12 protein-coding genes are annotated in these 16,733 nt (G+C 59.1%); 6 read left to right on the top strand and 6 right to left on the bottom strand.

Annotation, left to right across the window (positions count from 1 at the left end; translation table 11 throughout):
• Positions 1–20: 20 nt before the first annotated feature.
• The 4 genes from ACFO3S_RS04845 (at position 21) to ACFO3S_RS04830 (ending at position 4,421) form a co-directional block, all read left to right on the top strand.
• On the top strand, positions 21–1,121 hold the full coding sequence (locus ACFO3S_RS04845) for a YeiH family protein (RefSeq protein WP_378092868.1): 1,101 nt from the start codon (positions 21–23) through the stop codon (positions 1,119–1,121).
• A gap of 464 nt (positions 1,122–1,585) precedes the next feature.
• Entirely contained in the window at positions 1,586–2,485 is a 900-nt protein-coding gene (locus ACFO3S_RS04840) for a carbohydrate ABC transporter permease (RefSeq protein WP_378092866.1), read from the top strand.
• Position 2,486: 1 nt separating this feature from the next.
• Entirely contained in the window at positions 2,487–3,332 is an 846-nt protein-coding gene (locus ACFO3S_RS04835; protein WP_378092863.1) for a carbohydrate ABC transporter permease, read from the top strand.
• A 57-nt stretch (positions 3,333–3,389) separates the two neighbouring features.
• Positions 3,390–4,421: a glycoside hydrolase family 88/105 protein gene (locus tag ACFO3S_RS04830; RefSeq protein ID WP_378092861.1), complete on the top strand. Its 1,032-nt coding sequence runs from the start codon at positions 3,390–3,392 to the stop codon at positions 4,419–4,421.
• Positions 4,422–4,495: 74 nt separating this feature from the next.
• Here ACFO3S_RS04830 and ACFO3S_RS04825 read toward each other — a convergent pair whose 3' ends face one another.
• The 6 genes from ACFO3S_RS04825 to ACFO3S_RS04800 form a co-directional block, all read right to left on the bottom strand.
• Positions 4,496–5,812 carry an ABC transporter substrate-binding protein gene (locus tag ACFO3S_RS04825; protein WP_378092859.1) on the bottom strand — a complete coding sequence of 439 codons (1,317 nt, stop codon included), beginning with the start codon at positions 5,810–5,812 and terminating at the stop codon, positions 4,496–4,498.
• A gap of 81 nt (positions 5,813–5,893) precedes the next feature.
• A complete protein-coding gene (locus ACFO3S_RS04820; protein ID WP_378092857.1) occupies positions 5,894–7,558 on the bottom strand; it encodes a response regulator transcription factor in 1,665 nt (554 codons plus the stop codon).
• Positions 7,536–9,320 carry a cache domain-containing sensor histidine kinase gene (locus ACFO3S_RS04815; protein WP_378092855.1) on the bottom strand — a complete coding sequence of 595 codons (1,785 nt, stop codon included), beginning with the start codon at positions 9,318–9,320 and terminating at the stop codon, positions 7,536–7,538. The genes ACFO3S_RS04820 and ACFO3S_RS04815 overlap by 23 nt, the downstream gene beginning before the upstream one ends.
• 21 nt (positions 9,321–9,341) lie before the next feature.
• On the bottom strand, positions 9,342–10,160 hold the full coding sequence (locus ACFO3S_RS04810; RefSeq protein WP_378092853.1) for a carbohydrate ABC transporter permease: 819 nt from the start codon (positions 10,158–10,160) through the stop codon (positions 9,342–9,344).
• Positions 10,157–11,071 (bottom strand): carbohydrate ABC transporter permease, encoded by a 915-nt coding sequence (locus ACFO3S_RS04805; protein WP_378092851.1) that lies wholly within the window; start codon positions 11,069–11,071, stop codon positions 10,157–10,159. Before ACFO3S_RS04805 ends, ACFO3S_RS04810 begins: the two co-directional genes overlap by 4 nt.
• The gene (locus tag ACFO3S_RS04800; protein ID WP_378092849.1) at positions 11,068–13,542 is read right to left on the bottom strand and encodes a glycosyl hydrolase family 95 catalytic domain-containing protein; all 2,475 of its coding nucleotides are present in this window, start codon (positions 13,540–13,542) and stop codon (positions 11,068–11,070) included. Before ACFO3S_RS04800 ends, ACFO3S_RS04805 begins: the two co-directional genes overlap by 4 nt.
• A 307-nt stretch (positions 13,543–13,849) precedes the next feature.
• Here ACFO3S_RS04800 and ACFO3S_RS04795 point away from each other — a divergent pair, with 307 nt between their 5' ends.
• A complete protein-coding gene (locus ACFO3S_RS04795) occupies positions 13,850–15,937 on the top strand; it encodes a hypothetical protein (RefSeq protein WP_378092847.1) in 2,088 nt (695 codons plus the stop codon).
• A gap of 26 nt (positions 15,938–15,963) precedes the next feature.
• On the top strand, positions 15,964–16,704 hold the full coding sequence (locus ACFO3S_RS04790; protein WP_378092844.1) for a sugar isomerase domain-containing protein: 741 nt from the start codon (positions 15,964–15,966) through the stop codon (positions 16,702–16,704).
• The last annotated feature ends 29 nt before the right edge of the window (positions 16,705–16,733 follow it).

Below are 16,733 nucleotides of genomic sequence, written 5' to 3'. Positions count from 1 at the left end.
TTAAGTTGGGAGTTGGTGTCGTGCAAGAGCCCTCCTATGTGCAGCCTGGCCCAGGTCCGGCATTGGGGCGGACGCCCGCCCCGGATCTTGAATCGGGACGTCCGAAATCCTCGATCGACGTAAAAGGACTGACGAAAGGCTTGATTCTTACGGCTGCGCTGGCGCTATTGGCCGGACAGTTAGCCTCCCTTCCGTTCTTCTCCATCCTGGGCGTGATGATTATTTCTATTCTGTTCGGGGTGCTTTGGAAGACGGTGATGGACGCTCCACCGGAAGCCGGCGTTGGCATCGCCTTCAGCAGCAAATATTTGCTGCGGGCGGGTATCGTGCTGATGGGGCTGCGGTTAAATATTGGCCAAATTGCCGAGGCGGGCATTTCCGTCATTGGAATCGATCTGATCGTGATCATATTTACGACCGTGTTCATGATAGCCTTGGGCCATTGGATGTCGGTGGATAAACGATTGTCCGCCTTAATCGCCGTAGGCACTGCCGTATGCGGCGCGGCCGCAATCGCTGCGGTAGCGCCGTTGATCGGAGCCAAGAAAGAAACGACGGCGCTGTCCGTGGCCAGTATCGCCGTGCTCGGGACGATCGGATCGGTCGCGTACATCGTCCTCTATCCTTATCTCGGGTTGGACCCTTATCTATACGGCGTGTTTGCCGGCTCGACGCTCCACGAACTGGCTCATGTCATTGCCGCCGGAGCGCCGGCAGGAGACGTCGGCAGCGATGCGGCTATCGTGGTGAAGCTGGGTCGGGTTGCGCTGCTCATTCCGGTAGCGTTGGTTCTAGGACTCTATTTCCGGGCGAAAGCCGAGCCGACGGAAGAGCAACCGCGGAGAGCGTCGAGAGGTTTAAGAGGCATGCCGATTCCCTGGTTCATCTTCGGGTTTTTGTCGATGAGCATCGTCAATACGTTGGGCGTTTTGCCGCAATCCGTCGTGAACGCGCTAATCGCAATAAGCGTATTTCTGATGTCCGCGGCGATGGCGGGTCTCGGTCTCAGCATCAAGCTGGGAGATTTCAAGAAATTGGGTAAGAGAACGGTGCTGACGGCCGTTGCGGGCTTTGTGGCCTTAGTGGGATTAGGGGGTATTCTGATCGGTCTGTTTTATTGAATAATACACGGCTTGTCTAGCAGAGTGCCCGTCGTATAAAAATGAAGCCGCCAGTCACGGCGAATGACGAATGTAAACATTCGGATTTACCGTGACTGGCGGCTTTCTATATGCCTTGATCCCGAAACTTGTCTTGTTTGATCTCCAGATAAAGGGACAGGATAGCGATGGAAAATAAAAGCCCGGCCAGTATGGCATTCACTAACATAATCAGCATCACCTTTTCTATAAATCCGATGAGTATACTATTCTTTAGTATACGTTTGAAAATTCGGATGTCAAGATGCCGTGCAGATGCCGTTCATCCGCCAATTGTCCATGATGTCGGCTAATTGAACAAAAACAACGGTTTTTTGCCTTCAGATGCGCGTTTCCGGGCTTTATAATAAGCATATAAGCAAACGCTTACCTGTTGATCGGTCCGCACAAGCCCGAGCCCGAACTTTGCCCAAGGAGCTGAAGCCATGAAGCTGCGAGAGAACAACCACGTGGTCGGCTATACGTTCGCCGCCCCGTTTATCCTGGGGTTTCTGCTGTTTATCGTCTACCCGGTCTTCTCGTCTCTCTACTATTCGTTCACGAATTACAACCTGCTGGAGGCGCCGAGCTGGGTCGGCTTCGATAACTACGCCAAAATGTTCACCGACGACGGAAAGTACGCCAAGTCGATCTCAGTCACGCTCGAGTACGTGCTGGCCAGCGTGCCGCTCAGACTCGCCTTCGCGCTCGGCGTGGCGATGCTGCTGAACAAGGCGATCGCGGGCATCGGGCTGTACCGTTCCGCCTATTATTTGCCGTCCCTGATCGGGGGCAGCGTAGCCGTTTCGATATTGTGGTCGCAGGTGTTCGGAGACCAGGGGCTGGTCAACTCCGCGCTCGGCCTGATCGGCATCGAATCGAGCACGTCGTGGATTGGCAATCCCGGCACCGCGTTATGGACGCTGATTGCCTTGTCGGTCTGGCAGTTCGGTTCTTCGATGCTCATCTTCCTGGCGGGGCTCAAAAATATCCCGAAGGATTACTACGAGGCGGCCGGCGTAGACGGCGCGAACAAGGTTCGGCAGTTTTTCAAGATTACGCTGCCGCTGCTCAGCCCGATCATTCTGTTTAACCTGATCATGCAGACGATCTCCGCTTTCATGACGTTTACGCCGGCCTACATCATTTCGCGCGGCGAAGGCGGTCCGCTCGACGAAACGCTGCTTTACTCCCTGTACCTGTACAAGCGGGCGTTCACGTTCTACGAGATGGGCTACGCGTCGGCGATGGCCTGGGTGGCGCTGATCGCCATCGGCGTCGTGACGCTGCTCATCTTCCAGTCCTCGCGCTACTGGGTCCATTACGAATCGAAGGGGGACAGGTAACATGGCGATCTGGCGCAGACCGTGGAAAGCTTTCTCTTATCATCTGTTGATCGGTGTCCTCGCGCTTGTCATGGTGTATCCGATTCTGTGGATGATCGCCAGCTCTCTCAAGCCGAACGACGAGATTTTCACGACGGCGTACAGCCTCATTCCGAGCCGCGTCGACTGGAACAACTACGTCACCGGCTGGGCCGGATTCGCGGGCAACACGTTCGCCACGTATTTCAAAAATTCGTTCATCATCGTCGGCTTGTCGACGATCGGGGCGGTGTGCAGCTCGGCCCTCGTCGCATACGCCTTCTCGCGCATTCCTTTTTTCGGGCGGGGCTTCTGGTTCGGGTGCATGATGATGACGCTTATGCTGCCTCGCGACGTGACGATCATTCCGCAGTACATTCTGTTCTCGGAGCTTGGCTGGCTGCAGTCGTTTAAGCCGCTGATCGTGCCGCAGTTTCTCGGCATTCCGTTTTTCATTTTCCTGATCATGCAGTTTATCCGAACGGTGCCCGCCGATCTCGACGAGGCGGCCAAAATCGACGGCTGCAGCAAGTACGGCATTTTCTTCAAGGTCATTCTGCCGCTGATCGTGCCGGCGCTGATGACGTCGGCGATCTTCTCCTTTTACTGGACGTGGGAGGACTTCATCCATCCGCTGCTGTACTTGAACCAGCCGGAGCTGTACCCGGTGTCGCTGGCGCTCAAGCTGTTCCTGGACGGGGAGTCGCTCAACAACTGGGGCGGGATGTTCGCGATGTCGACGCTGTCGCTCGTTCCGGTGTTCGTCATCTTTTTTATCTTCCAGAAGTACATCGTCGAAGGCATCAGCACAAGCGGTTTGAAGGGGTAAACGAAGCGGCCAGGGATTTGGGTAAAGGAGCATTTTACATTGGAGGGAGCAGACAGCATGCCGGCATTGCAGTTTAACGACGACGAAATTCGAGAGGTCATCGATCGGGTCGTGGAGCGGACGTTCCGCATGGATTTTAACTGGGACTGGCCCGGCGGAGTGGCGTTCTACGGCGTGTGCGAGGCTTATGCGGCCACGGGCAACGCGGAATATCTGGAACGGGTAAAAGCCTGGGTGGACGAAAATAGGGAGGACGGCCTGCCGAAGCTGTCGGTGAACGGGGTATCCGTCGGCCATTCCCTGCTCACGCTGTACGAGGCGACGAAGGACGAGCGGTACATCGAGACGGCGAAGGAGATGGCGGAGTTTCTGACGCACGACGCCCCGCGGTTCGGGGACGGCATCTTCCAGCATACGGTCAACTCGGAGACGTACAACTTCCCCGAGCAGGCGTGGGTGGACACGATGTTCATGGCGGGCTACTTCCTGCTGCGGATCGGCAAGCTGCTTGGCCGCGAGGATTACTTCAACGACGGCCTGCGGCAGTATCACGGGCACGAGAACGTGCTGCAGGATCCGCGCACGAACCTGTATTACCACGGCTGGGACAATATCGCGGGCAACCATATGTCGGGCGTTCATTGGGCGCGAGGCAACGCCTGGGCGGCGCTGACGATGACGAGGGCACTGGACATCGTGCCGGTCGATCTGCCGAACTTTATGATCATCGAAGGCTCGCTTCGCGATCAGCTGAGCGCGCTCGTCCGGCTTCAGGACGAGTCCGGCCTCTGGCATACGATCGTCGACGATCCGACCTCGCCGCTGGAGACGTCGGGCTCGGCGGGGATCGCCGCCGCGCTGCTGTGCAAGGGACGGCTGTACAACAAGTATACGCAGCGCGCCATCGACGGCATTCTGGCCCGGATTGCTGAGGACGGCACGGTGACCGGGGTGTCCGCGGGCACGGCGGTCATGCAGAACGCCGAGGGGTACAAGGGCGTGCCGGACAAGCGCATCCAAGGCTGGGGCCAAGGGCTGACGCTGGCGTTCCTCGCGGACGTGCTGAACGTCCGGAACAATCCATATTAAAAGCCGGAAAGCCGAAGGGCCGCCTCCTCCGAATTTCGGAGGAGGCGGCCCTTGCCGTCGTTACGCGATTCGCGTCATTTGTCGATCTTCTTCTGCGCTTCCGCCAAGGCGTCCGCGGTCGGAACGTTGTTCAGCAGAATTTGCGCCATGGCATCCTTCAGCGCCTGCTCGCTGACAGGTCCGGAAGGGATGTGCGGCTCGGTGAAGCCGCCTTCGATCGCTTCGGCGAACGCGCCCATGATCAGATCTCCTTCGGGAGGCTGGTAACCGATCGTGCTCGGCACGACGTTCTCGGAGGAGAGCAGCTGGTACAGCTTCTCGGACGTCAGAAATTTCGCGAACTTGATGGCCGCTTCCTGATGCTTGCTCTTCGCGCTTACAACTGCGACGTTGGAAGCGCCGCCGATCGCCCGGTTGGGCGTAAGTCCCTTGTAGCCCGGAAGCGCGTAAGCTCCGATCTCGATGCCTTCCGGCATGTTTTCCGTCAAATATTTGACGAAGTTCTCGGGAACGACCATATATTGGGCTAGCTTCTGCTGAACGAACAGAGCCTGGGTCTCCTCGGGACCGTTCGTGAAGCCGCCGGGATCGAATACGCCGTCGTCCCACATCTGTTTGATTTTGTCGAACGCTTCGACGACGCCGGGATCGGTCAGCTTGGCCGCGCCGGAGGCATAATCCTCCGGCTTGACGTCGCGGATCGTCTGGTCGAGCAAATACTCGTACCACCATTTGTTCCAGCCAAGCTTGCCGTTGAACGACATCGGAATGTTGCCGGCCGCCTTGATTTTCTCGTTGTTTTGCTCGAATTGCTCCCAGGTGGTCGGGGCGGAAATGCCGAGCTCGTCGAACATCGTCTTGTTGTATACGACAACGACGCTGACCGCGCCGAACGGAACGCCCCAGGCGTGGTTCGCCGCATCCGCCTCTGCGGAGAGCTGGTTGGCCAGCGAGCTCATCAGCACGGGATTGATCGTATCGCGCCATGACGCTTCTTTATCGTACGCGGGCGTGCCGAGCGCCTCGGTCAGATCGAGAATTTCTCCGGCTTTGGCCAAGCTGTCGAAGTTCGCGTCCTGGGTGGCGAATACGTCCGGCAGCTCGTTGCTGGCGCTGAGCGCTTTGATTTTATTGAAGTAGCTGTCTCCCGGCGGCACGTATTCGTAATCGATGCGAATGCCCGGGTTCTCCTCCTCGAACACTTGCAGATGCTCCGGCTTCAGGTAGGACCACCAGGAGACGAATTTCAGCTTAATGTCCTGCTGTCCCGATTCGCCGCTGCCGGACGGGGCGGCGGACTCGTTCCCGTTGTCTCCGCCGCCGCAAGCCGCGAGAGTCGTCGTCAGCGCCAAGGCGGCGCACAGCGATACGAACCGCGATTTCTTTTTCATTGCGATACACCCTCCTTTTTATCGTTGCACTCTAAGGGTAACGGGTCGGGGCGGAACGGAAAAGACGACAACGTTCTGGCGTTATTTCGCTTTTTTCTGCATTTGGCTGCGCGCTTCTCGCGGATTAGCCGCTTCCGTTTGCCACTTGTTGCGGTATTCGGCGGGCGTGCTGCCGACCCATTTCTTGAACACTTTAATAAAATGGGCCGATGTGGCGTAACCGACGCGCTCGCAGATCAAATAGGCCGGCTCGTCCGTCTCTCGCAGCAGCTTCATCGCCTCTTCCATTCTTCTTTCCGTCAAATAGTCGATAAAATTGGTTCCCATCAGCAGCTTGAATTGCTGGCTGAAATAGCTGGGAAACAGATGAACGTGCTTCGCCACGTCGTGCAGCTTGATATCCTCGCGGTAGCGGTTCTCGATGAACGCCACGGCCTCTTTAATATAATCGGGCTTCTGGCGAAGCGTCGTGGCGCGGATTTGCTCCGTCAGAACGTCGAGGCGCTCGCGCACGGAACGCTCCATCTGCTCCCATAGCGGACACTGCTCCAGCGTATGGCCGAGCTTTCGCCGCTCCTCGTAATTCAAAGAGTCGACCGTTATTCCCAGCTGATCCAGCGCGGATTCCATGCGGATGAACATTCTGTCGATCATATCGACGATGTAGTCGGGCGGCAGCTGATCGCGCCGAAGATCGGCGAGAAGCTCGAGAAACGAGCTCTTCATTTTCTCCAATTCCCCGGCCTGCAGGTGGCGCGTGACGCTCTCCATCCAATCCCGTCCCACTTCCTCGAATCCGGCTTCGTTCATCTGCCTGGCGGCATCGAATTCGATCAGCTGGTCGGTTCCTCTGACGAGCCGGGATTTGAGAGCGATATGAAGCTGATCGATCATGCTCGGGAATTGGCGGAACGATTCGACGTACGAGGACAGCGCGACCGTAATCGGGTACCGGACGTGCCGCTTGATCTGGCCGAGCAGCATCGTGAGCTGGGCCTGCGGCTGGAGCTCGAAGCCGCTTGCGCGGTCGATAAAAAACACGATCAGCGTTAAGCCGTCGCTCCCCTGGAATACGCTCCCCTCGACGCTGCCCGACAGCGGCAGCAGCTCCTCGGCCGTCTTGCGGATGAAATACTGGAAAAGCGCTTTGTCCGAAGGCGTCAGCGGCTCATCCGGCAGCTGGTCGATGACGATTCCCGCGGTCATAAAACGATGCGTGCTCTCGCTGATGCCGTAACGGCTCTGCAAGTACGCGACAGCATCGCGATAGATGCCGGGATCGGCTTTGAACAGGCCGTTAAGCAGATTGTCGCGGTAAGCGAGCGAGACCTGTCCGCTGCCGTCGCCAGGCTCCCGACTGTCAGCGGAGGGGACTGCGGGCTCTATCCGGCCGAGCACCGTCTGGAGCTCCTTCTTGTCGATCGGCTTGAGCAGGTAATCGACCGCTCCGCTGCGAAGCGCGCTGCGGACGTAATCGAATTCGTTGTATCCGCTGATCACGATGCTTCGAACGTGCGGATAGCGGATCGCAAGCTCGGTAATCAGCTCCAAACCGTCCATCGGCGGAGGCATTCTGACGTCGGTAATGACCACGTCGACGCGAAGGCCTTCGACCGCTATGCGTTCGAGAGCCTCTTCGCCGCTCCCGCACTGGCCGACGATACGATAGTTCTCGTTCATAAGCGGTATCATATGAGACAATCCTTGCCGGATGAGCTTCTCGTCATCGACGATCAGAATATTCATCTCCGCTGTCCCCCCTTTCCTTGTCCATCGGCAGCCGGATGACGATTCGCGTCCCGACGTTCGGAGCGCTCGTCACCGACAAGCCGTATTCGCGTCCGCATTGCAGCCGGATGCGGCGATGGACGTTCGTCAGACCGACGCTTTCTCCATCGGCCGCCGCTTCGTCCGACTGCAGCCTGGCGTCCAGCTCGCGGAGAGCTTCCGCGCTCATGCCTGCGCCGTCGTCCGTCACTTCGACGATCGCGAATTCGGACTCGCGGTAGGCGCGAAGCCGAATCGTTCCTTCTCGCGGCGCGCGCCGCGGCATCAGGCCGTGCTGGATGCAGTTTTCCACGATCGGCTGCAGCGTCAGCTTCGGAACGAGCACGTTGCGGACTTCGGGCTCTATACGGGCGTCCACGGTGAGCGTGCCGTCGAACCGGTATTCCTGAATGAGCAAATATTGACGGACCAAGTTCCACTCTACCTCGACCGGGATCAGCGTGGAATATTCGGTCGCCGCGCGGAACAGCACGCCGAGAGCCCGGGTCATTTCGCCGACGTCGGACGCGCCCCGGATTTCCGCGAGCATGCGAATCGACTCTAGCGTGTTGTGGAGAAAATGAGGATGGATCTGCGCCTGAAGCGCGCGCAATTGCGCATCCTTCTCCGCGATCTCCGCACGGTACACCTGGTCGATCAACGACTGAAGCCGTTCCGCCATATGATTGAAGCCGACCGCAAGCTCGGCGACCTCGTCCCGGCCCTGCACCGTGACGCGGGTGCTCAACAGCTGCGCTTCGAATTTGCGCATGGCGTTGCGTACCCGTTTGACCGGATTGGCGATGCCGACGGCCATCCCGTAGGCGATCGCGATCGAGAACAGGATCGAGAGGCCGGCGGCCGCCATGATCCAGTTGCGAACCTGATCGATGCCGCTGCTAAGCCGGTTCTGGGGCAGCAGGCTGACGACGGTCCACTCCGACTCCGCAGCGGTCGCGGAGGACAGCAGGTAGCGGTGCTCTTCAGGAGCCGTCACCTGCATTCGGCCGTCCCGGATCTCGACGGCAATGCCCGTGTCCGCCCAATTGCCCTCGGGATCGTACACGGGACGGGTGCCGTTCCACAGCACGTATACGCTCTGCTCGGGAACCTGTCCCATGCGTATCGTATCGGCCAGCTCCGACAGATGGATTTCCATGACGATGCAGCCCAAGTAAGCATGCGTGAACGGTTGTCCGATCCGGCGGACGAGGTAGACGGATTCGCGATTCGCGCTTGCGTCGTCCTGAACGAATATCCATTCCCTTCCGCTTTCGCGCAAGCGGTCGGCGAACTCTGCCAGCGTATCGGGGCTATACGGCTCGTGACGCGTGCGGTTGGAGTAGAACCGTTCTCCGCCGTCGGTATAGAGGTAGACGGTATTCAGCGCGCCGCCGCCCTTATTCAGCAAATTATTCAGGATGAATTGAATTTTTTGCGCCTGATCGTAGGCTTCGAAGCTGGCGCTCAAGGCGTCCTCGGGCTTGCGGCGCCCGAGAATGTCGATGACGCTGTACGTCGTGCCGGCCACCTTCTCGTCGAGCATGACGGAGCCGGCCAGCCGCACGTAATTATCGAAATAATCTTCCGCTTCCTTGTGCAGAAGCTTCACGGTGCCGTCGATCGATCGGGCCACCTGGTTTTCCATGCCATTCTTGTACAGCGAATATCCGATACCGGTAACGGCGGCAAGCGGGATCACGATGAAAAAAAGGTACGTCGCTAGCAATCTTCTGATCATAGGCGCCTCCCGCCTTGCCGATTACCCTTTGACGGCTCCGTCCGACAAGGCCCGCATGAAATACTTTTGCAGGAAAACATAGACGAGAATAATAAACGAGAAGGAGATGACCATGCCGGCGAACACCGGGCCGTAGCCGAGAACGAATTTCTGTGCGGCCATCGTCGTGATGCCGATCGTCAAGGTGTACATGCCGGGATTCGTGTTGGCGATGAGCGGCCACATGTAATCCGTCCAGACGGTAATAAACTGCAGGATGCACACGGTCGCGATCGTCGGAGTCGTAAGCGGCAGCATGATCTGGCCGAACGTCCGCCATTCTCCGCTTCCGTCCATCCGCGCGGATTCCGCGATTTCGCCCGGCAAGCTGGCGAACGCTCCCTGCATCAGCAGCACGCCGAGCGGCACGATGCCGCAAATGTAAGGACCGATCATGCCGGCGTACGTGTTCAGCAAATCGAGGTCCCGGTTGATGAAATAGACGGGCAGCAGCAGCACCGGAATCGGTACGAACAGCACGCCGACGAAGCTGAGCGTCAGCAGCTTTTTGCCGTAGAAGCGATAGCGTGCGAACGCGTAACCGGCCAGGACGCAGACGAGCACGCCCAGCGCGACGCCGAACAGGGTGACGATTAACGTATTTTTGTAGTATAGGCCAAAATTCGCTTCCGTCCAAGCTTTGCCGTAGTTGTTCCAGAGGAAGTCGGTCGGCGGGGCGAACTGGTTGGCGAAAAACTCGGCGTCCGATTTGAGAGATTGCATCAATACCCAGATGAGCGGATACAGCGACGTGACCGCGAAGAGCAGAACGAAGGCCGTAAGCACCGTTTTTTTGATCATTGTTTTGACCCCCGCTTTCGGTTTAGCCCCGCGTTAACGACTTTGGCGGCGAGCATCAGCGCCCCTGCGACCGCGGCGACGAATGCGAATACGAGGAAGGCGATCGCGTTGGCGTAGCCGTATTCGTTCTGGCTGAAGCCCAGCTTGTAGACCAGCGTGGACGCGATCTGGGTGGAATCCGCGGGTCCTCCCTGCGTCATGACCCACACCATGTCGAAGGCCCGGAAGTCGTAGGCGACGGACAGGATGAACAGAAGTCCGATCGTCGGCGCCGTTAGAGGCACGATGAGATAGCGGACGATCCGCAAGCCGGAGCAGCCGTCGATTCGCGCCGCTTCGATCATCTCCTTCGGAATTTTCAGCATCGCGCCGAGCAGGATGAGCATGTTGAACGGAATCGTACGCCAGATCCATACGGCGATGACGGAATACAGCGACGTATCCGTGCTGCCCAGCCAAACCCGCTTCCAGGAGTCTAAGCCGATTTTGTCCAGAAACGTATTCAGCAGCCCGATGTTCGGTTCATAGATCGACGTCCAAATAATCGCCGATACCGATAACGGGATGATGTAGGGCAGAAACAGCACGACGTTAAAAAACTTCCAGCCGAACACGCCCCGATACAGGAAATACGCGAGGACAAAAGCGACGGTCAGCGAGACGACCAGCTCGATGGCCATCAACGTGAAGTTGTTGGCCATCGCGTTATAGAATTGCTTGTCGGCAAGCGCCTCGGCGTAGTTGGCCAGACCGACGAAGTCCGTGAGGCTGCCGATGCCCGAATAATCGTACAGGCTCATCCGCAGCGACTTGAACAGCGGATAGATCAGATAGAGAACAAAGAAAAACAGGGCGGGAAAGATCATCAAGTAGGCGAGGCCCATCTCTTTCCAAGAGGCCTTCGAGCTCATCGCGCATCGCTCCTTTCGTGGGCGGCGGCCAGGGAGTCCGGAGCCGCGGCCGTTATCGTCAGCGTTCCGCCGGCAGGAATCGCGACGCTTATCGCGCCGGAGTCCGTTCCGGTCTCGCCGTTCCAATCGCCATGCCAGCCGCAGGCTCCGAACCGCCCGGGAATTCGAACGATGGCGGCGGTATCCCGCAGAGCCTTCAGCTCGGCGCGGAAATGTCCCGTATCGGCGTTCCATTCCAGCTTAACCGTCCCGGTCGGGAACCGAAGTCCGCCCGCCCGGCCCTGCCGCCAGCGTTCGGGCAGAGCGGGCAAGAGGGAGATTCGTCCCGGGGAAGCTTGCAGCAGCATTTCTTGCACGGCGGACGTGAAGCCCATGTTCGCGTCGATCTGGAACGGCGCCTCGGCAAAGTCAAGGCAGATGCCCATGTTGCGCCAATCGTTGTGAAGCAAAAACAGGTTGGGCAGCAAACAAGAGCGGGTCAGCAAATCCAGGCATTCCATCGCTCGCTCTGCGTCCTCGAGGCGGGCGTACACGTGGGACATATGCGCCAGCGACCAGCCGGACTGATCGCTCAGTCCGACGGTCTGGCGGCTGCGCACCGCTTTGGCGAAAGCTTCGAACAGCTCGGGCTGCCGCTGCCCGTCCACTTCGTTCCCGGGAAACAGCGGGTAGATATGCGACATATGGCGATGGTTATCGTTGTCTTCGAACGCCACGTCCCCCCATTCGGCGACCGCTCCCGTTTGGTTGAGCCGATAGGGCGGAATGCGGGCCGACATGCCCTCCCATTTGCTCCATTCCTCCTCGTACATGCCGGCCTGCTTCGCCCCTTCGAGCAGATTGCCGAGCAGCTCCTTCAGAATGGCGAAATCCATAGCCGAGTCGGCGGCGCTGGGCATCGGATGGGCCAGTTGGTCGGCGTCCCGGCCTGCGGCGAAGTTGCCGGGCGAGTTCTCGGGGGACACCGACGGATAGATCCGGTAACGGCCGTCGGCCCCTACGGTCAGGAAATCCTCATAAAACAGCGCCGTTTCGCGCATGAACGGAAGCGCCCGATCCCGCAGGAACGCCACGTCTCCGGTATACGAATAATATTCGTAATAATGGCGGGCGAGCCATCCTGCCGCCCCTGTCCAGTTCATGATCACCGGAACGATCTGATTGGGCAGGCCAAGTCCCGGCGTCGTGCCGGCGGGGATGTAGATTCCGCGGCAGCCGAACAGCTTGCGCGCGTTGTCGCGGAAGTCGTCCATCAAGCCGTCGTAATGGTTGAACAGAGCCGGGACGAGAGCAGACAGCCCGCCGGGCAGGGCGTGCCAATAAATCATCTGCACGTTCTCGTTCGCCATATGATGGCTCCACAGGCCGTCGTAGTCGCCGCACCACAGTCCGTACAGCGGGCACGGCAGTCCGTCTTCGCGTGTGGAGGAGACGAACAGGTAGCGTCCGTACGCCCACATTTTCTCCGTCAGTTCGTTCGGCGTCTCGCCTTCGTACGCCGCCATCAGCAATTCCTCGTTCGACCGGGGGGCCTCTTCCAGCTCGAGCGAGAAGTCTGCCGAGTGAAACAGCTCTCCGTGAAGCTCGGCATGTCGAGCGAGCAGCCGCCCGTAGTCGGGTTCGACGGCGTCCAGCTTCTCCTTGAGCTTGTGCCATTCGTCGCGCCGGTCCCCGCCGACGAAGACGGCCGCAAGCGCCAGCACGCCGCCGCTTGCGCCTTGCGCGGAGAGGCGGCCGTCCGCCGCTTCCGTCCTGCCGCCGAACGGGACGACCTTTAAGACGGCGCCGAAATCGGTGCCGTCGACGCTGCGGGCGGCGTATCGAATATAGCCGTCCTCCGCGAGCCGATCGACGCAAGTCGGCAGCAGCTTCGGATCGAACGGGTGCGACTGCTGCGGATCATGGAGCGTCAGCCCAAGCTCGACCTCCGGCGCCGCACCTCCCGGTATCGCGGCTTCCGAAGCGGTCTCCTCGAAGCTGATGCGGCAGACGAGCAGGTCGTCCGCCCGGGAGACGAACAGGTCGCGCCGAAACGCGACATTCCCGTCCACCCAACGGACGGAGGCGACTCCGGAAGCCAGATCGAGCTCGCGGGCGTAACTTCGAAACCCTTTGCCGGGCTTCATCACGATGTTCAGATCGGCCAGCGGCAGCGGCTTATAGAGCTCCGAATCGTATCCGGCCGCCAGCAGGGCGTCCGACAGAACCCGGTTCGCGGCGTCGTACTCGCCCTGGTCCATGAGAGCCCTCGTCTCCGCCAGCGACGAAGCGACGTCGGGCAGCGGGCAGCGGCGTCCGCCGTGCCACAGCTCGGCATGCTGCAGGACGACCGTCTCCTTATAGACGGCGCCGTATACGGCCGCGCCCAGTCGGCCGTTGCCGACGGGCAGCGCTTCCCGCCATCCGTTCCCCGGCCATGAAGCGGGATATTTCAAACGGAGCTTGAATCTTTCCTGATCTTGAAATGACATGACGTTCTCCTTTGCTTCCAGAAGGAATGACCCCAGTATAAAATCCGAAAACTTCGCTAACAATTCGCTATTTTCTCGGAAAGTTGCGCGATTTTCGGGTATTGCGGCGAAAGTGGCCTGCGTCATGTCCGGCAGCGGCTTCGGAGTGAAGGGGAAGCGCGCTTCGCCGCCAGGCAGGGCGCTTCCATCGAGACGGATAACCGAAATCAAATGCGTGCATAAAACCGTCTGTTTCCTGCATTGTTCCGATCAGTCCTCATAAAGGATAATGAGCATGTCACTACATTATCCGATGGGGCGTGGAACCATGATTTTGAACACAAAGGCAGCCTGGCGCAATCTGTACGACGAACCGGAATACTACGCGAATTCCTTTACACTGATCGGTCTTAAAGACTACCCGACCGGAACGAGGGTTTCCCCGGAATCCTCGCTTTATGTCGGAGAGAAAAGAAGGGTATCGCTGTTCGCCAAGACGGCGGACGGCGCGTTCATGCCTTACGGAGCGGACGTGATCAAGATTATGAAGAAAGGGTATCTCCCGATCGTCATGACGGACATCGAGGTCGACGGGTCGATCCGCTACCGAACGGAAATGTTCGCAGGCCCGCTGCAGGGCGCTCCGCTAGACGGGATGGTGACGGAAGAGGACAATTACGTGAACTACGTCCGCCTCACGCTCGACAATGCGTCGAACGAAACCCGAACCGCCGCGTTGTCCGTCGAAGTGACGCAGCATTACACGCCTTCCAGCGTGACGAGAAAGCCGCTCCGCTCCGGTTTGGCCGGGGAGTTCGCGACCGCAAGCGTCGGGGAAGGCATCGTGCTGGCCGTTCGCGGCGACGAGAGGATCGCGTTCTCCTGCGATGCGGCCGCGATGACGTTCTCCTGCGAGCTGGCCCCGGGAGAGAGCGCGTCCGTAGAGCTGAGAATCCCTTACATGCCTGTTAAGGATTCTGCGGTTCTGCGATTGAAGGACGAATACGGAGCGTGTCTGTCCGAAGTGGAGACGTTTTGGGAGGATTTCCTTCAGCAAGGCACGCTGTTCGAGATCCCGCACGTGAAGGCGCTGAATACGCTGAAGGCTTCGATCGTCTATACGTTCATGACCCGGGACAGAGGGGAGATTCATCCGGGAGAAGGATTCTACGATCTGTTCTGGACGCGGGACGCGGCGTTCATCAATTATGCGATGCAGATGTTCAACTATACGAAGCAGGCGGACGAGAACCTGCCGTTCTTCTGGGAGCGCAGCATCGACAAGGAAGGCGGCTTCGTCAGCCACGAGGGACAACTGGACGGCACCGGTCAAGGGCTGTGGGGACTGTATCAGTACTACATGCTGAGCCGCAACCGGGAATGGCTCGAGCTCAAGTACCCCGACCTCAAGCGGGCCGCGGAATGGATCATGAAGCGCCGCAGAACGGATCTGCCCAAGGACGATCCGTTTTACGGATTGATGCCGAATTCGCTGGCGGACGGTGAATGTCTGTGGGACGGGAAATCCCATATCGTCGGCTACGATCTGTGGAGCCTCCGGGGGCTGAAATGCTTCGCGCTGCTGGCCGAGCAAGCGGGGCGAGCCGAAGACGCCGCGACGTACAACGAAGCCTTCGACGAATACATGGGCTGCGTGCTGAGGGCGCTGGACAGAGCGGGCGCGGATTATTTCCCGCCGAGCTACGAGCTGCAAGGCACGCACTGGAGCAACATCAAGATGATCTTTCCGTTTCCGATCATAGACAAGGACGATCCGCGAGTCGGTGCCACGATGGACAGAGCCGAGCAATCGTTCGTTGAAGGCGTCTGCGCTTGGAACGGACAGACGGAGCTGATACTCGATCTGCCGATGAAGGCGATTCATCCGTACATGTCGACGTACATTACGCAAACCCGCCTCATTCAGGGGGATGATCGCAAGGTCGCCGAGCACTTCTACGCCATGCTGGAGCATACCACGTCCACGCACGGATTTCCCGAAGGCATTTTTTACGAGTATCGCTTATCCTGGAACGACACCTTGCCCCACATCTACGGGCATGCGACTTACATGATCCTGCTTCGCCGCATGTTGATTCTGGAGGAGGGGGCGACTCTCCATCTGGGGCTCGGCCTGCCGCCGGAGTGGCTGGCGAAGGGGGTGCGCGTGCGCGATGCGCTGACGGAATTCGGCCTGATGAGCTTCGAGGCGTCCGGGGACGGAGCGTCTCTCCAGGCCAAAATCGACTTGCCGCAGCGTAACCGTCCGGAGAAAGTCGTTTTCTACGTGCCGGAAGCCTATCAGGGCAAGCGGCTTGCAGTGAACGGAGAAGCCTGCGCTCTGTCGGATCGGCGTCAATTGATTCTGCCCGAGAAGTTCCTCGGAGGTTCCGTCACTATCGAAGCCGGCGAATAATCGCCGGTTCCAAGGGGGTCGTCATCATGTCGGCAATTACCTACTGGCAAGCGGTTCAAGAGATATCCCGGACGATTGTCGATACGCAATTGGAGGCGATAAGTCCAGCCGCGCGAGCGATCGCCGACTCGATCGAACGGGGAGGCGTTCTCCACGTGTTCGGTAGCGGCCATTCCCATATGGTCGCGGAGGACGTGTTTTACCGCGCCGGCGGCTTGGCCTGCGTCGACGCCATGCTCGAATTTCCGCTGATGGAGCTGAACGTAGGGCGGTCGACGGAGATGGAGCGATTGCACGGCTATGCCGAGGTTCTCGTATCCGGATATCGGCTGGAAGCGGGAGAGGTCGCCGTCGTCGTCTCCAATTCGGGAATTAACGCCGTTCCGATCGAGGTAGCCCAGGCGTGCAAAAGCAGAGGCTTGACGGTCGTGGCGATCGTAAGCAAGCGGCATAGCGAATCGGTCGCCTCCAGGCACCGGGACGGACTGAAGCTGACGGACGTCGCCGACGTGGTCATCGACAACTGCGGCGTTCCCGGCGACGCCGCGCTCGCGACCGGCGGGGATTTCCCGGTCGGCTACGGACCGACGTCCACGCTGACGGGCATTCTGATCATGCAGATGATCGTGGCTGAAGTTGTCTCGCTGCTCGAGGCGCGCGGGTTTAAGCCGCCGATGTTCAGCAGCGCGAACGGGCACGGAGCGGAAGGCAACGCGGAGCTGGTGCGCGCGCATCAAAAGCGTATCCGATATTTTCCCAAAGCTTAAGCCGATTGGAGGACGGAAGGAATGTAGTA

The sequence above is a fragment of the Cohnella hongkongensis genome (genome assembly GCF_042654645.1).
In the GTDB taxonomy this organism is placed as follows: domain Bacteria; phylum Bacillota; class Bacilli; order Paenibacillales; family Paenibacillaceae; genus Cohnella; species Cohnella hongkongensis.
This window is presented reverse-complemented; position numbering and strand designations above follow the sequence as displayed.

What these genes read in the sequence shown, in the direction of transcription:
- ACFO3S_RS04840 (WP_378092866.1), top strand. Translation starts at nt 1,586, where the DNA reads ATGAAGCTGCGAGAGAACAACCACGTGGTCGGCTATACGTTCGCCGCC.
- ACFO3S_RS04835 (WP_378092863.1), top strand. Translation starts at nt 2,487, where the DNA reads ATGGCGATCTGGCGCAGACCGTGGAAAGCTTTCTCTTATCATCTGTTG.
- ACFO3S_RS04830 (WP_378092861.1), top strand. Translation starts at nt 3,390, where the DNA reads ATGCCGGCATTGCAGTTTAACGACGACGAAATTCGAGAGGTCATCGAT.
- ACFO3S_RS04825 (WP_378092859.1), bottom strand. Translation starts at nt 5,812, where the DNA reads ATGAAAAAGAAATCGCGGTTCGTATCGCTGTGCGCCGCCTTGGCGCTG.
- ACFO3S_RS04820 (WP_378092857.1), bottom strand. Translation starts at nt 7,558, where the DNA reads ATGAATATTCTGATCGTCGATGACGAGAAGCTCATCCGGCAAGGATTG.
- ACFO3S_RS04815 (WP_378092855.1), bottom strand. Translation starts at nt 9,320, where the DNA reads ATGATCAGAAGATTGCTAGCGACGTACCTTTTTTTCATCGTGATCCCG.
- ACFO3S_RS04810 (WP_378092853.1), bottom strand. Translation starts at nt 10,160, where the DNA reads ATGATCAAAAAAACGGTGCTTACGGCCTTCGTTCTGCTCTTCGCGGTC.
- ACFO3S_RS04805 (WP_378092851.1), bottom strand. Translation starts at nt 11,071, where the DNA reads ATGAGCTCGAAGGCCTCTTGGAAAGAGATGGGCCTCGCCTACTTGATG.
- ACFO3S_RS04800 (WP_378092849.1), bottom strand. Translation starts at nt 13,542, where the DNA reads ATGTCATTTCAAGATCAGGAAAGATTCAAGCTCCGTTTGAAATATCCC.
- ACFO3S_RS04795 (WP_378092847.1), top strand. Translation starts at nt 13,850, where the DNA reads ATGATTTTGAACACAAAGGCAGCCTGGCGCAATCTGTACGACGAACCG.
- ACFO3S_RS04790 (WP_378092844.1), top strand. Translation starts at nt 15,964, where the DNA reads ATGTCGGCAATTACCTACTGGCAAGCGGTTCAAGAGATATCCCGGACG.